This window comes from Sorangiineae bacterium MSr11954, assembly GCA_037157815.1.
Taxonomy (GTDB): domain Bacteria; phylum Myxococcota_A; class Polyangia; order Polyangiales; family Polyangiaceae; genus Pendulispora; species Pendulispora albinea.
Map to the genome: position 1 here is coordinate 1,917,968 of CP089984.1, position 14,107 is coordinate 1,932,074.

12 protein-coding genes are annotated in these 14,107 nt (G+C 67.7%); 9 read left to right on the forward strand and 3 right to left on the reverse strand.

Annotated features, from left to right (window positions below):
* Positions 1-164 precede the first annotated feature (164 nt).
* On the reverse strand, positions 165-692 hold the full coding sequence (locus LZC94_07920; GenBank protein ID WXB17194.1) for a histidine phosphatase family protein: 528 nt from the start codon (positions 690-692) through the stop codon (positions 165-167).
* Between the two features lie 177 nt (positions 693-869).
* On the opposite strand from LZC94_07920, the gene LZC94_07925 reads away from it, so the two are divergent.
* On the forward strand, positions 870-1,319 hold the full coding sequence (locus tag LZC94_07925) for a hypothetical protein (GenBank protein ID WXB17195.1): 450 nt from the start codon (positions 870-872) through the stop codon (positions 1,317-1,319).
* A gap of 203 nt (positions 1,320-1,522) precedes the next feature.
* Here the strand turns inward: LZC94_07925 and LZC94_07930 are convergent, their stop codons facing one another.
* Together LZC94_07930 and LZC94_07935 are read right to left on the reverse strand one after the other, a co-directional pair.
* Positions 1,523-2,089: a hypothetical protein gene (locus LZC94_07930; GenBank protein WXB17196.1), complete on the reverse strand. Its 567-nt coding sequence runs from the start codon at positions 2,087-2,089 to the stop codon at positions 1,523-1,525.
* A 99-nt stretch (positions 2,090-2,188) separates the two neighbouring features.
* On the reverse strand, positions 2,189-2,788 hold the full coding sequence (locus tag LZC94_07935) for a hypothetical protein (GenBank protein ID WXB17197.1): 600 nt from the start codon (positions 2,786-2,788) through the stop codon (positions 2,189-2,191).
* A 456-nt stretch (positions 2,789-3,244) separates the two neighbouring features.
* Here LZC94_07935 and LZC94_07940 point away from each other — a divergent pair, with 456 nt between their 5' ends.
* The 8 genes from LZC94_07940 to LZC94_07975 all read left to right on the forward strand — a co-directional run bounded on the left by LZC94_07940 (position 3,245) and on the right by LZC94_07975 (position 14,095).
* Positions 3,245-3,487, forward strand: coding sequence for a hypothetical protein (locus tag LZC94_07940; GenBank protein ID WXB17198.1), 243 nt, complete (start codon positions 3,245-3,247; stop codon positions 3,485-3,487).
* Between the two features lie 515 nt (positions 3,488-4,002).
* Positions 4,003-4,281, forward strand: coding sequence for a hypothetical protein (locus tag LZC94_07945; GenBank protein ID WXB17199.1), 279 nt, complete (start codon positions 4,003-4,005; stop codon positions 4,279-4,281).
* A gap of 227 nt (positions 4,282-4,508) precedes the next feature.
* Positions 4,509-5,126 (forward strand): hypothetical protein, encoded by a 618-nt coding sequence (locus LZC94_07950; protein WXB17200.1) that lies wholly within the window; start codon positions 4,509-4,511, stop codon positions 5,124-5,126.
* A 1,114-nt stretch (positions 5,127-6,240) separates the two neighbouring features.
* On the forward strand, positions 6,241-7,002 hold the full coding sequence (gene larB / locus LZC94_07955; GenBank protein ID WXB17201.1) for a nickel pincer cofactor biosynthesis protein LarB: 762 nt from the start codon (positions 6,241-6,243) through the stop codon (positions 7,000-7,002).
* Positions 7,002-8,777 carry a nickel pincer cofactor biosynthesis protein LarC gene (gene larC / locus LZC94_07960; GenBank protein ID WXB17202.1) on the forward strand — a complete coding sequence of 592 codons (1,776 nt, stop codon included), beginning with the start codon at positions 7,002-7,004 and terminating at the stop codon, positions 8,775-8,777. Before larB ends, larC begins: the two co-directional genes overlap by 1 nt.
* 242 nt (positions 8,778-9,019) lie before the next feature.
* Complete coding sequence (locus LZC94_07965) at positions 9,020-10,105, forward strand: FHA domain-containing protein (GenBank protein WXB17203.1); 1,086 nt, start codon at positions 9,020-9,022, stop codon at positions 10,103-10,105.
* A 28-nt stretch (positions 10,106-10,133) separates the two neighbouring features.
* A complete protein-coding gene (locus LZC94_07970; GenBank protein WXB17204.1) occupies positions 10,134-12,827 on the forward strand; it encodes an FHA domain-containing protein in 2,694 nt (897 codons plus the stop codon).
* Positions 12,824-14,095, forward strand: coding sequence for a protein phosphatase 2C domain-containing protein (locus LZC94_07975; protein WXB17205.1), 1,272 nt, complete (start codon positions 12,824-12,826; stop codon positions 14,093-14,095). Before LZC94_07970 ends, LZC94_07975 begins: the two co-directional genes overlap by 4 nt.
* Positions 14,096-14,107: the final 12 nt, after the last annotated feature.

Here is a 14,107-nt window from a genome sequence, read left to right on the forward strand (position 1 = left end):
CGACGTAAGACGGGCGTGGCCAAGGAACCTTTGCAATGGCCGATTGAAAGATACGCTGATGAGAAATGAAAGTTCTCGACCGTCCTGCAAATTCGTCGTCGGAGCGTGTCGTCACTTAGGCCACGTCGTCACTTAGGCACGTCGCCACGTGGGTCAAGTGTCACTTAGGCCACCAAGAGCAACGACTTGGCCAGCTCCCCTGGCCGAAGGCACCACGCGGGATGCCGATCGCGAATGGCCGAGATCTGCGCGTGCAGAAGGGGCGGAAAGGTGGGGCGGCCAATGAGGAACGCACCCAGCTCGGACAGCTGGGGCTCGTCGGCGACGACCACGATCGAGGCACGCCCGGTGCTCAGCGTGCCCGCCGCGCCCGCGGTGCTCGATGCGCCTCGCGCCAAAAGAAGTGGTGCGGCGACGGCCGGCGGGACGCTCGATCCGAGCGCGGGCAAGACCTCGATGATGCCCACATAGTCGACCCGATCGGCGAAGAGCTCCGCCGTCTGCACGGCGGCCGGGTAGGGGCTGGTGATGATCCGGTCGAAAGTGGGCTCCTCGAGGTTCCGTAGCTTGCTTCCGAGCGCGCGGATCCGTTGCCGGCCCTCCATCGAGAGAAACCGGTGCGCATCCGGGACCTCGGGCGCGGAGAGGGCGTCGTTTTCGGTGAGCGAGGTGCGAAGAAGAAGGATATCCACGGCCGTGAGTCTATCCGAGACCGCGCGATCCCGAGGTGGCAGGGATCGCGCGAAGCGCACATTCCCGAGGCGCGCGTCCGGCCCTAGGGGATGGTACCGAGCCCGCCATTGAATTTTCGGCTCACCGCTTGAACGTTTCTTCGTTTCGGTCCACTCATCGAACGAACGGAGGTTGTCATGGAGTCGTCGTGGTCCCAGGACGTGCAGCAGATCGAGACCATCGTGAAGGCCGTGTATGCGTGCATTTCGGCCCCCGCGGGGGTGCCTCGCGATTGGGCCCGTTTTCGCTACCTGCATCACCCGCGCGCCCTGAGCCTCCGCACGGTGGTCGACGCCGAGGGCCATGTGGAGGCTCAAATTTTCAGCGTGGAGGAGTACATCGCCAATGTCGAGGTGCTCCTCACCAACATGGACTTCCACGAAATCGAAGTGGCGCGCCGCGTCGAGCGCTTCGGCGAGATCGCCCACGTGTGGAGCGTCTACGAGGCGCGGGCCACGCCCGAGTCACCCACCTTGATCAAGCGTGGCGCAAACAGCATCCAGCTCTCGTACGACGGCACGCGGTGGTGGGTGGTGAGCACCACGTGGGTCGACGAGCGACCCGGGCTCGTGTTCGATCTTTTTTGACGCCTCGCTGCGCGACATCGATTCGCTGCGCGGCAAGGCGATGCGATTCGTTGCGCGGTAGCGATTTGCTCCTGGGGAAGGCGATTCGCTGGCGGGAAGGCGATGCGATTCGCTGCGCGGCGGCGATGCGATTCGCTGGGCGGTAGCCGTTCGTTGCGCGGCAGCGATGCGATTCGCTGGGCGGCAAGCGAGCGGCTGGGGCGCTAGGCGAGGAGCTCGGGGCCGAGGGTGTTCGAGTCGTTGGATTTGACGGCGTGCGAGAGTGCCAAGGTGAGCACCAGCATGGCGCGGTAGACGAGGTGCACGTCATCGACGTCGACATTGCGCTCGGCTGGCTCGGCGTCGCCCTCGAGTGCGGCCTCGAGGTGCTCGTGGACGAAGTCGACGATGGCGGGCTGCTGCTGCTCGATGATGTCTTCGAGCTCGATGGGATCGCTGTCGCGGCCCGCGCGCAGCTCCTCTTCGAGGCTGAAGGCCGCTTCGCTCGCGCGCAGCGCATCTTCCGAGACCTCCATCAGCCGTTTGCCGAAGGTGCGCTCGAAGGCGAGCCAGATGGTGACGCTCAAAAAGCACCCGAGGGCAATGGCGGCTTGGTCGAGCGGCCGATCGAGCACGTCGGTCACCCTTCGGGCGAGCGCGGGCTGCGTTTGCTCGAAGCGCGTAAAGAGCGCCTCGAGGTCGATGGGATCGGGCGCGCGCGTGCGAAGAGAGGGCGTGGCATCGTGCGCGAGCTCACGCTCGATGCGCTCGAGTACCGTGCCGTGAATCACGGCAAAACCTGGTACCGGTCGGATGGCTGCACCCCGTACCCACACATTCACACGTTAACACTCGACCACGCTCTGGCAAAACCGGAAGAAATACCGTCGTCAGCTTTTTCTTCTCGCTCCCCGTTTGGACGAAGGTGGGCCGGCGTGCGCATGGCGCGTAAAGGTCGAGCGGCGCCTGCGGCTCATGCTTCGCATTTGAAGGCCGCACCATACAATCCCCGCCAGGCCGAGAAAATCCATCAAAAGCACGCCCCGACCGAGCAGGCTGCTCGTGATGGGCTCGGTACCAAAGTCACCATGAAAGTGGGCAAAGGTCGCGCTGGTCGCGAGTCGCTTCTGCCAAACCATGGCCAGCGCAAGCGCCACCGCCAGCGGAATGGCCCCTATGATCGCCACCGGCCCGAGCCTCTCGATGCGCGCCCACCGCGCAGCCGCCAAAAACCCCAGCGGAACGCTCGCCCCACTGACGAGCACCAACGTCAAGTCCACCGCCGACGCCAAGCTGCGAACGCTGATCCAATAAAGGTACGCCCAGTCCCCATGAAACGCGATGAAGTAACCCGCAATGGGCGCATAAACGAACAGCGCAAACAGCGAAACCACCGCAAACCCATGCGAAGCGACGGCCCCCGCGTCGTTGCGCGCGAGCTCACCGCGCGCGAGCCACGCAAAAAAAGCTCCGAGAGCGACTCCTATCAACGGCGCAAAGAGGATCGGCACGGCAGCGGCCGCGCATGATGCGCGTTTGCGTCCGGAAAATCCACCCCGGACCGGTGGTGAGGAGCGCGGACGAATCCGCTCAACACGTCCACCGGGTCGGGCGTCTCGTTGGATGAAGAGCTTCGACACGTCCTTATGCGCACGATGCCACGCCGCCCTCGAACGAGCCGCAACCGTCGCAGCTCAAGTGCCAGACCCGCGCGACGGCTCTTCGGGGTCGATGCGCCGCTGCGGGTGCACGCCGAGCAGGAGCTGCCTTCGTCGCCGAAGTCACCCTCGCGCCCGCGACCGTGCGCGTGCTGACCGCCCCGATCGGCGAATCTTCCGTGCGGAGCCGCCCCGCGAATGGTCCACCGGCGCCGAGCTCACGCTCGGCCCTCTCGACCCCCTCGCCACCGCGGCATCGCACCGCCTCGCCGTTGGTTCGCGCGGTCCGTGAATTGGGGAACCGTGCGCCGCAACGATGCCGATAGGGGCGCCGTCGCCGGCTATCCCACGAGCGCGGCGTATGGCGGCGGCGCTCCCATCGGAGGGCGCTCCGCGCTGTCGCGGCACGTTCATGCGGACGCGGGTCTACGCGCGCTCGCCATGTTCGCAAAGACGGATCGAGGCACCGAAGCCCGCATCCTCGGCGTCGCATGGCTCGCGTTGGACACCGCGTTCGAGTTGGGACCGTAGCGCTCGATTTCTCTCGAGCGGGGGGCGACTCCTCGGATACGAGCCGTGTCACGCGTGTGCGCAGCCGCGGGGCAGAGTGGCCGGAGCTGAGTCCGCACCACGTACAAAGAAGGATAGCGCAACGTCGATGGATTTAGAGCGACTCCTCGGATACGAGCCGTGTCACGCGTGTGCGCAGCCGCGGGGCAGAGTGGCCGGAGCTGAGTTCGCACCACGTACAAAGAAGGATAGCGCAACGTCGATGGATTTAGAGCGAAATGCGCGAAAACTCGGATATCGGCAAAAGGCACGTGCGATGCACTGGGCAACATTGGAGATGAAATTTCATGTATTTCGCCAAGTCGAGCCTCGCTGCAATGGCATGCAGCGTCGCCATGCTCGGAATCGCGGGCCTCGCTCACGCGGGTTCCGACTGGAAACCGCCGCCATCGCACGCGACTTCCTTGTCCATCGGATCGAACGATGACGCACCGTCGAACCGCTTCGCCGAGCGCGAGCTACGGAGCGCCGAGCGCATGACCGCACTGACGGAAGCACTCCGCGCTCTGGACGGACGAACGAAGACCATGCGCGCCCTCGTCGAAAGCACCAAACCGCGGTACCGCGAAAATTCATTGCGCATCGTGAGCGCGGTCGAGCATCAAAGAAAATCGTTGCTTATCCGACTCGAAATGCTTCAGGCAGCGAGCGCAGACGAGCGATCGGCGGACGAGGCGCTCCGAGAAATGGAGGCGACCTATGGCAAGGCCGACAAAAAGCTGGCCCTGCTGGAGGGCTGGTACCGTCCACAGTAAAGCGACTTCGCGGCTTTCCTTCTCGCTGCGAGTCACCGCCGAGAGCCCGTGCGGGTGGTCGGCATTGCACTTCGAGGATCGATCGTCGAGCGCGCTCGCCCGAATACGAACCTCGAACAGGCCCTCACCGGCGAAGATGCGCACCAATCCCCCGTCGCGGCGGTGCCAGATGAGCCGGATCCAGCCTCGGGGAAGCCCTTCTCGCCGCGAGTCACCGCCGAGAGCCCGTGCGGGTGGTCGGCATTGCACTTCGAGGATCGATCGTCGAGCGCGCCCGCCCGAATACGAACCTCGAACAGGCCCTCACCGGCGAAGATGCGCACCCATCCCCCGTCGCGGCGGTGCCAGATGAGCCGGATCCAGCCTCGAGGAAGCGCGAAGATGGATCCATGATCGTCGAGCGGCCGGGCATATTGGGAGCGCGCGCGCCGGGATCGACTGCGCCCCGCGAGGTTGGTGCCCGCCCCATTTACGCCGTCGAGCTTTGCCCCGCGAAAGTCGGCATCGGTGAAGTCGCGAGTGCGCCGTGCCGGCATGGCTACGACGTGACGTTCGCGCGAGCTGACGGAACCCTCTGCCGTCTTCGTCAAAGCCGCTTCGACGACTCGCGGGATGCCGAAATGATTGCGCTCACGACGGTCGATTCGGGTCTGCAATTCGACGCGATCCAAGGCTCATCGTCAGCGGATACGGTGACCGCCCCGTCGCATCGTACGCGTTGTTCGAGATCTCCGATCCTGCGCGCGCCCGCGCTTGGATCGGGCGCACGCTGCCGAGCATTCAGTTCAGCAGGTACCGAAGCACGCCGCGGTATCTGTTCGATTCGTGAATTGTTGGAATATTAAATCGAACTTCGATTCTTGTACGTAACTTAGGCAGAAAGCTTTCCGCGCTTCAGAGGACACGCCGCCTCGACGTCGACCAAAATTCGGTGAGTCTCCGGACATCTCGGGGCAAGGGCGCCAGAGTCTTGTCGTCGAGCATCTTCTCGTGAACGTGTGGTGCCCGCTTCGGCAAAGTCCGTGAGTCCCGGACATCTCGGGGGCGAGGGCACCAGACTGTCTTGTCGTCGAGCATCTTCTCGTGAACGTGTGGTACCCGCTTCCGCAAAGCCCGTGAGCCTCCGGACACCTCGGGGCGAGGGCGCCCGAGTCTTGTCGTCGAGCATCTTCTCGTGAACGTGTGGTGCCCGCTTCGGCAAAGTCCGTGAGTCTCCGGACATCTCGGGGCAAGGGCGCCCGAGTCTTGTCGTCGAGCATCTTCTCGTGAACGTGTGGTGCCCGCTTCGGCAAAGTCCGTGAGTCTCCGGACATCTGGGGGCAAGGGCGCCAGAGTCTCGTCGTCGAGCATCTTCTCGTGAAGGTGAGGTGCCCGCTTCCGCTTTACAGGTTCCGCATCTTTCGCGTCCCCGCCGCGGTTTCGTCGTGCACAGGCGCCGTTGTGGTCACTTTGCACGGTTTCCGGCGTGTCTCGGCGCGCGCTGACGGAGTCGTTACGGAGCACGTCCGACGAAGACCGTCGTGACAGCCGAGCGTGTCCCGATGACGTAGCCTCCGTCCAGGCGCCGGGAGAAGCTCGTCGATGGCGCTGGCCGGGTGGTCCTGCACGTCTGCCATGACGGATGCAGGACATCGACTCGTGGATCGGAGCATCGGCCGAATAGGTCCGGCGATGACATGGACCAGGTGGGACGGGGCTGGCGCTTTGCGACGGAGCGCCCGAACGAGCATGTCGACCTCGCGCCCATCTCATCCACTTGCTCGTCGAGCCCAATATGCCGGCCTCGAAGGCGCCCGCGTAACGCGACGGCACGTTCCATTTTCGTGAAAACGAGCTTTTTGGCCGCATCTTCGCCGCATCCCGGCGACCTTCGGGTGACCGATTCTCTGGGGAGAGGTGCCGAAAGCTCAGTTGGGTCTCGCATCGCGCCAAGTGGTGCTATGAGCAACACGGTACGCGATGAATCCCGCCAAGATCCGTGAGCTTCTCGAACAGGTCCAAAGTGGCAGCACCACGGTGGAGGATGCGCTCGGTACGCTCAAGGATCTGCCCTTTGCGGATTTGGGGTACGCGGTGGTCGACCATCATCGGGCGCTTCGGCTGGGGGTGCCGGAGGTCATCCTGGGGGAGGCGAAGACGGCCGCGCAGATCGTGGGCATCGCGGGGGAGCTCGTGCGCACGGGGCAGAATGTGCTCGTTACGCGGCTCGATGCGGCGAAGGCCGAGGAGGTGTGCGCCGCCGTTCCGGCGTTTCGGTACCATGCGATGGCGCGGGTGGCCACCTTCGAGCAGACGCCGATTCCCCAGCTCGGGACGAGGGCGGTGGCGGTGGTGAGCGCGGGGACCAGCGACTTGCCGGTGGCCGAGGAGTGCGGGGAGACCTTGCGCATGCTCGGCGCCAAGGTGGAGCGGATTTACGATGTGGGGGTCGCCGGCATCCACCGCCTCTTGCATCGGCGGCAGGTGCTCGATGCCATGGGCGTGATCATCGTGGTCGCCGGCATGGAAGGGGCGCTGGCGAGCGTGGTCGGAGGGCTCGTCGAGTCCCCCGTCATCGCGGTGCCGACCTCGGTTGGATATGGAGCGGCCCTCGGGGGAATCGCCGCGTTGCTCGGCATGCTGACGAGCTGCGCTTCGGGAATCACAGTGGTGAACATCGACAACGGGTTCGGCGCAGCCTTTGCCGCTGCTCGAATCCTGCGCGCAGGAGCGCGAACCTGATGGCACACGACGGACACGATCACGACAGCCGACCCCCGCACCGAACCGAGCACCACCACGGCCACGTGCACGCGCACCATCACGGCCACGACGCCCACGGCCATCCGCCGCACCCGCACGACGCCCACGCGCACCCGCACCGCCACGACGATCACGCCCACGCGCCGCACGCGCACTCGCACGCCCATCACGGCCACGCGCCGCACGCGCACGACGATCACGCGCACGCGCACGACGATCACACCCACGCGCCGCACGCGCACGACGATCACGCGCACGCGCCGCACGCGCACGCGCACGACGATCACGGCCACGCGCCGCACGCGCACGACGCCCACGCGCCGCACGCGCACGACGATCACGGCCACGCGCCGCACGCGCACGACGCCCACGCCCACGCGCCGCACGCGCACGCGCACGACGATCACGCCCACGCGCCGCACGCGCACGACGATCACACCCACGCGCACCCGCACCGCCACGACGATCACGGCCACGCGCCGCACGCGCACGACGATCACTCCCACCCGCACCCCCCCGACCACGACCACCCCCCCCGCTCCCGCCGGGCAGCCCCGAGGCCCGAGCTCCCGCGCGGCGCGGGCCATGGAAAAATCCTCTTCCTCGACGCGCCCAGCGGCCTCGCCGGCGACATGATCATCGCCGCCCTCATCGACCTGGGGGTGCCCGAGGTCGTCGTCGCCAATGCCGTGGCGAAGCTGCCTATCTCGGGGTTCGACTTGCACTTTGGAACGCGCGTGCGAAGCGGCATCGTCGCCACGTCGTTCGACGTGCACCTGGAGGCGGCGCAGCCCGAGCGCACGTATGCGGCTATTCGTGGCATCTTGAGCGAGTCGGGGCTCGAAAAGTCCGTGCTCGCCATGGCGCAGGCCACCTTCGAACGGCTCGCGCACGCCGAGGCCAAGGTCCACAAGAGCGTGCTCGACGAGGTGCACTTTCACGAGGTCGGCGCCATCGATGCCATCGTCGATGTCGTAGGAAGTGCTGCGGCGCTCGAGTACCTCGGCGCCGAGGTGATCGTGTCGCCGCTGCCGATGGGACGTGGTTTCGTACCGGCGCGGCATGGGATCTTGCCGCTGCCGGCGCCCGCCACCGTCGAGTGCTTGCGCGGCTTGGTGACGGTGGACGGAGGGATCGACTTCGAGTTCGTGACGCCCACGGGGGCCGCCATCGTTGGCGCGCATGCACGGGGATCGTCGCGGTGGCCTTCGATGGTGCCCGAGGCGGTGGGGTGGGGCGCGGGCACGGCGCAGCTGGCGGATCGGCCCAATGTGCTGCGCGCCGTGTTGGGGAAAGCGACCGAACCGACCAGCTTGTCTCATACGGTGCTCGAGACCAATGTCGACGATGCGACCGGAGAGCTCGTGGCCAGCGCCATCGAGAGCCTGCTCGCCGCCGGCGCGCTCGACGTATGGGCCACCGCCATCACCATGAAGAAGGGCCGCCCGGCGCTGACCCTCAGCGCCTTGGTCGAGACGCCGAAGGCGGAGATCGTGGGCGCGTTGATGCTCCGTGAGACCACCAGCCTCGGGGTGCGGCGCTACGATGTGTCGCGGCTCGAGAGGCCGCGGCGACAGGTCCAGGTGGAGACACCCTTCGGCATCATTCCCGTGAAGGTCGCGGAGGGACCGTACGGGCCGCCTCAAGTCAAACCGGAGTTCGACGCGTGCGCGGCCGCCGCGAGGGAGCATCGTGTTCCCGTGCGCGAAGTGATCCGCGCGGCGCTGCTCGCGGCCGGCACCTCGCTCCCGTGAGCCCGCCCCCGCGAGGCGACGGTCTCCGGGCTTCCGCGAGCCCGCCCCCGCAAGCGACGGCCTCGGGGCATTCGTGAGCCGGCCGCCCCGAGCGGCGACCTCGGGGCAGGAGCGAGTCGGACGACGCAAGCGGCAGCCGCCAGGCTTGCGCTGGGGCGGAAAGCTCGTCTGCCGTCGCTTTTTTTCCGTTATGCTGCCCGCGTGCGCGAAGGACTCCGCGCGCGGAAAGCCACGGTTCGACGATGAGCGCCTGCCCGAAGTGCGGCTCGCCCACCCAGCCCAGCGACAAGTTTTGCAACTCGTGTGGCTTCGCCCTCGCGGGCGCGGCGCCTTCGCCGTCACCCTTTGGTGTACCCCCGCCCGCACCATTTGGCGCGCCAGGTGCACCGCAGGCCCCCTCGGGCAGCGGAAGCGCATACGGTCCCCCGCCAGGTGCACCCCCGCCGCCTCCGCCGCCTCCTCCACCTATGGGCTACGGCGCCCCCGGCGCGCCCGCAGGACCCGCGCGGTGCGCGCAAGGGCATGAGATCCCCGCTGGGCAAAGTTATTGCCGGGAGGGACATCCGCTTGCGCTGGACGCGATGAGCTTCGGCAGCGACGCCTACGGGAACCCCTCGGGTCAAGGTGGTTACGGCGCCCAGCCCCCACTCCCGCCGTCACCCTTCGGCGGACCTTCCCCGTACGGCGTGCCGCAGCCTCCGCCCGCGTATGGCGCGCCCCCCGCGTCGCCGTTCGTGGGGCAGCCGCCGGGGTTTGGCATGCCGCCGCCCCCGCCGCCCGGACCGCCCGCGCAACAAGGCTACGGCTATCCTCCGCCCGGCGGACAGCCCTTTGGCGATGTGCCGCCGCCCCCGCCGCCCGGCCAGGCTTTTGGCGGCGCACCGGGTGGCTATCCGCCCCCGCCGCCCCCGCCGGGTTACGGTCCGCCGCAGCATGGTGCCCCGTTCGGCGCGCCGCCGCCGCCCAACCGGGGGGCGTACGCCACGGGCTTGCCGGCGAACGCGCTGCGCGGATTCCTCGTCTCGTTTCAGTCGAATGCGCAGGGGGACTTTTGGCCGCTCCACGGCGGGCGTCTGCTGCTCGGACGCGCGAACGCCGCCGAGGGGCTCGACATCCCCTTGGCCGATGCCACCATTTCGTCGCGCCACGCGTCGCTGACCATCGACGTTGCCTCCGGATCCATCGTGGTCGAGGACAACGGGTCGACCAACGGCACGTACGTCAACGACGAGCACATCGGCCAAAACGGCCGTCGCGAGCTTCGCGATGGCGATCGACTCCGCCTCGGTGGGTACACGACCATCGTCAAGATCCTCGGCCCCATCTGACTTCGTCCTCGAAACCACGCGAGCTCTCATGTTCCGATCGATCCGCTCCCTCGTTGCAGCGCTGGCAGCTTCCAAGGCCGGAGCAGCCGGCCCCCGCCAGGCTTTGGCCATCGTCACCGCGGTGTTGGCGGTCGTGTGGCTGTGGCCGCTCGCGGCCTTCGCCGCACCCGAGGCTCATATCCTTCGCATCGACCCGCGCGCGGGCATGCAGAACGGCTCGCCGCTGCTCACCACGGTGGTCGAGACCATTCAGGCCAACTCCACCTCCGACCTGATGCTCCCCTGCGCGCAGCTTCGCGGCAACGCGGCGCTCGATTGCGTGAGCGAGCAAATGGAGAAGCCGAACGCCATCTGGACCGCGTTCCAGTTCCCCAAGGATCAAGCGCGCTTGCTGGTGAAGGTCGCCGGCGCTGACACGTTGGCCACCCTCGACGGCAATGTCCAGCGCTGGGGCGACTCCAAGGAGAAAGGCGTGGGCACCGCGTGGCTCCTGGCGGTCGACGCCTCGGCCGGCATGGGCTCGCGCTACCAAGAGGCGAAGGCCATCGCGCATCAGTTCATCCAGACGATGGGCCCGAACGATCTGATGGCGCTCCAGATCTTCGACGATCGCGGGGTCATCCAGAACTCCAAGTGGAAGACGTTCAAGCAGCGCAACGATCTGGTGGGCGTGCTCAACGCGCAAGCGGGGACGGCGGCCTCGCATGGCTCGTCGAAGCCGCTGTTCAACATCCTCAAGGGCATCACCACCGACGCCTTCGGCAGCCTGGGAAATATGCAGGGACCGCAGGAGATCCCGCTCCACCAGGCCATGGTCGTGCTCTCCAACGGCGCGGGTCGCGAGGACACGGGCAGCGCCTCGCAGAGCGCGACCCTCTTCAGCCAATTCGTGACCAAGGGGCGCTTTCCCGAGGACAACACCGCGGCCCCCAAGACCCCGCTCCCCGTCATCTCCATCTGGCTGCCCACGGCGAGTGGTCTGGTCAACGATGCGCTCCGCAACAACGACCAACAGTTCATGCGCGAGCTCTCGAACCCGCAGATCGGCGGCTTCTTCGACATCGTGCGCGAGGGGCAGGGTGACGCGAAGGGCAAGACCATCATCAACCTGGTCCGGCAGCGCTTCAACTCGATGTACCTCGTGCGCTGGCGCGTCTCCTGTTTGAACCCCACCGTCGAGCAGACCTTCGACCTCGAGTTCCAGGGCGGCAAGACCCCCATCAAGGGCGATGCGTCGTTCAAGGACGTGCCCATCGGCGCGGATCCGTCGCAGTGGCCGCTCGACATCGATCTGGGGCACACCAAGGCCGAGGCCGACGCCAACCCCGTGTACCCGGGCGGCACCTTGAAGGTGTACGGGAACTTCTGCTGGGGCGGCGAGTCGAAGCGCGCGGAGTCGTACTTCATTCCGGCGGGGACCAAGCCCGATCCCAGCTTCAGCAGCACCGATCTGGCGGCCCTGCAGCGCGCGCAGAAGAACTTGATCAGCCAGAACCTGCGCGGCGCGGCCAAGGACGCGAACGACTCCTTCGTGGTGTTCGACGTGCCCGAGGAGGAGAAGATGCTCGACGGCACCGGCGACAACCAAGTCGTGCGCGTGCTGATTTACGACAACGTGGCCCGGCGCGCGAGCGGTCACGACGAGCAGACCATCCTCACGTTGAAGGCGACCAAGAAGCCCTTCAACCTGCTGCTCATCCTCGGCATCGCCGGCGGGGTCATCGTCATTTTGCTGCTGGTGATCGTCCTGCTCCGCGGCGGCGGCGGCAAAGGCGCCAAAAAGTCGCGCGGTACCACGCCGCCGGCGCCGGTGGTCGCGGGCGGCTATGGTGGGCCTCCGCCGCAAGGAGGCGGCTACGGCGCGCCCCCGGGAGGCGGCTATGGCGGACCGCCGCCCGGAGGCGGTTACGGTGGTCCACCCCCGCAAGGAGGTGGCTACGGCGGTCCACCGCCCCAAGGAGGCGGCTATACGCCGCCGCAAGGGCCGCAAGGCGGAGGAGGTTACGGCGCGTCCGCGCAGCCGCCGTACGCCGCGGCCCCGGCATATGCGCCGCCGCCGCAGCCGCAACAAGGCTTTGGCCCGGCCCCGGCATATGCGCCGCCGCCGCAGCCGCAACAAGGATTTGCACCGCCGGCCGGCGCGCCGCAAGCCGCGGGCGGGGTGGTGCAAGTTCGTTGTCCAGCGTGCCAGTCGATGACGATGGCCACGCCGGGGCAGCCGTCGGTGTGCTTCTCATGTGGCCAGCCGCTTCCGGCCGATCTCGCGGGAGGAGGTGGGGGCGGTAACGCCCCGGCGTTTCCATTGACGGGAGCCCTGTCCGCGCAGCCGCTCGCCCCGCCGCCGAGCCCTTATGGCAGCGGCGCGCTGTCCGGACCCCTCGGCGCCGGCGGACCGGCCGCCTTCAGCGCCGGCGGACCGTCGACCGCCGCGGTTCTTTCGGGGACCGCCGGTCAATACACGATCCGCGCGGGCACGGAGATCCGCGTGGGGCGCGATCCCGCGCAGTGCCCCGTTACTCTGTCGGAGCCGCGCGTGAGCGGCGTGCACTCGACCCTCAAGCTGGAGGGCTCGCAGCTCTGGGTGCGTGACGAGACCTCGAACAACGGCACCTACGTGGCGGGCTCGCGCATCGCGCCCGGGACGTGGGTGCCGGTGCCGGCCGGCTCGCAGCTTCGCTTTGGCCCCGTGGAGTTCACCGTTCGCTTGAACGAGGGAGCGTGACGATTCCTTGGCCAGGCCCCGACGAGCGAAAGCTCCCCGTCATCGAGTTCGCCGAGCGAACGCACCCGGGGCGTGATCCCAGCAAGCAAATCAACGAAGACGCCTGCGGCTACCGCGAGACCACGCTCGGGCACCTCGCGGTGGTGTGCGATGGCATGGGGGGGCACGAGGGCGGTCGCGAGGCCTCGCAGCTCGCGCTGAAGACCATCTTCGAGGTCTTCGAGCGGCGCCCGGCCGGACCGCCCTCACCCGGCGAGCCTTCGCGCGTGCTGCGCGAGGCCATCGAGGAGGCCAACCGCCAGGTGTACGCCATCCCCACCGGCGATGTCTCGGGCTCGGCTCGCCCCGGTGCCACGGTGGTGGCCGTGCTTCACCACGGCGGCGGGACCGAGATCGCGCACGCGGGCGATAGCCGCTGCTACTTGATTCATGGCGCCGACATCGTCCAGCTCACCAAGGATCACTCCATGGTGCAGCAGATGGTCGACGCGCAGCTCCTCACGCCGGAGCAGGCGGCCAATCACCCCGACGCCAACCGCATCTCGCGCGCGCTCGGCATGAAGCCGGAGGTGGAGGTGGAGCTGCGCCCGCAGCCCGTGCCCCACGTGGTGGGCGACGTGTTCGTCCTCTGCTCCGATGGCCTGAGCGATCTGGTGGAGCCGGCCGAAATTCTGCGCATCGCCGCGAGCCCCGCCGCCCAAGCCGCGGGCCAGCTGGTCGATCTCGCGAACGCACGCGGAGGGCACGACAACATCTCCGTGCAGGTGCTGCGCGCCCGCGAGAGCGCCCTCGCGACCCCGCAAGTCCTTGCGCCGACCCTGGTGCAGACGGCGCCGCCGCCCCCGCTCGGGCCCACGAACACCGTGGTCATTCCGTCCGTGCCGGCGGCCCCCGCCGTGCCGTCGTCGACCGGGCCCATGGCGGCGCGCATCTCGCGTCCCGTGGCCCCCACGACCACCGACGAAGATCACGCCGAAGGCGAGGGCGGGGCACGCCCGAAGCGCTCGCCCATCGTGATCCTCGGCGTTCTGCTGGGCCTCGCGGGGATTGCCGTCGCCGGCATCGCCATCTACATCGCGCTCGATTTCGGCTCCAAAAAGCGCCACCCCGTCTACATCGACGGCCCCGACGCCGGCGCCCCCTCGCATCCCGCGGCCGAACATGCGCCACCGGCGATCGTCAACGAACCACCCTCCGACGCGGAGCCCGCGCCCCCGATTCCCTCGCTGATTCACCCCACGCGCCCCCGCTTGAAGCGCGATCACTGATCGCGCCGGCAC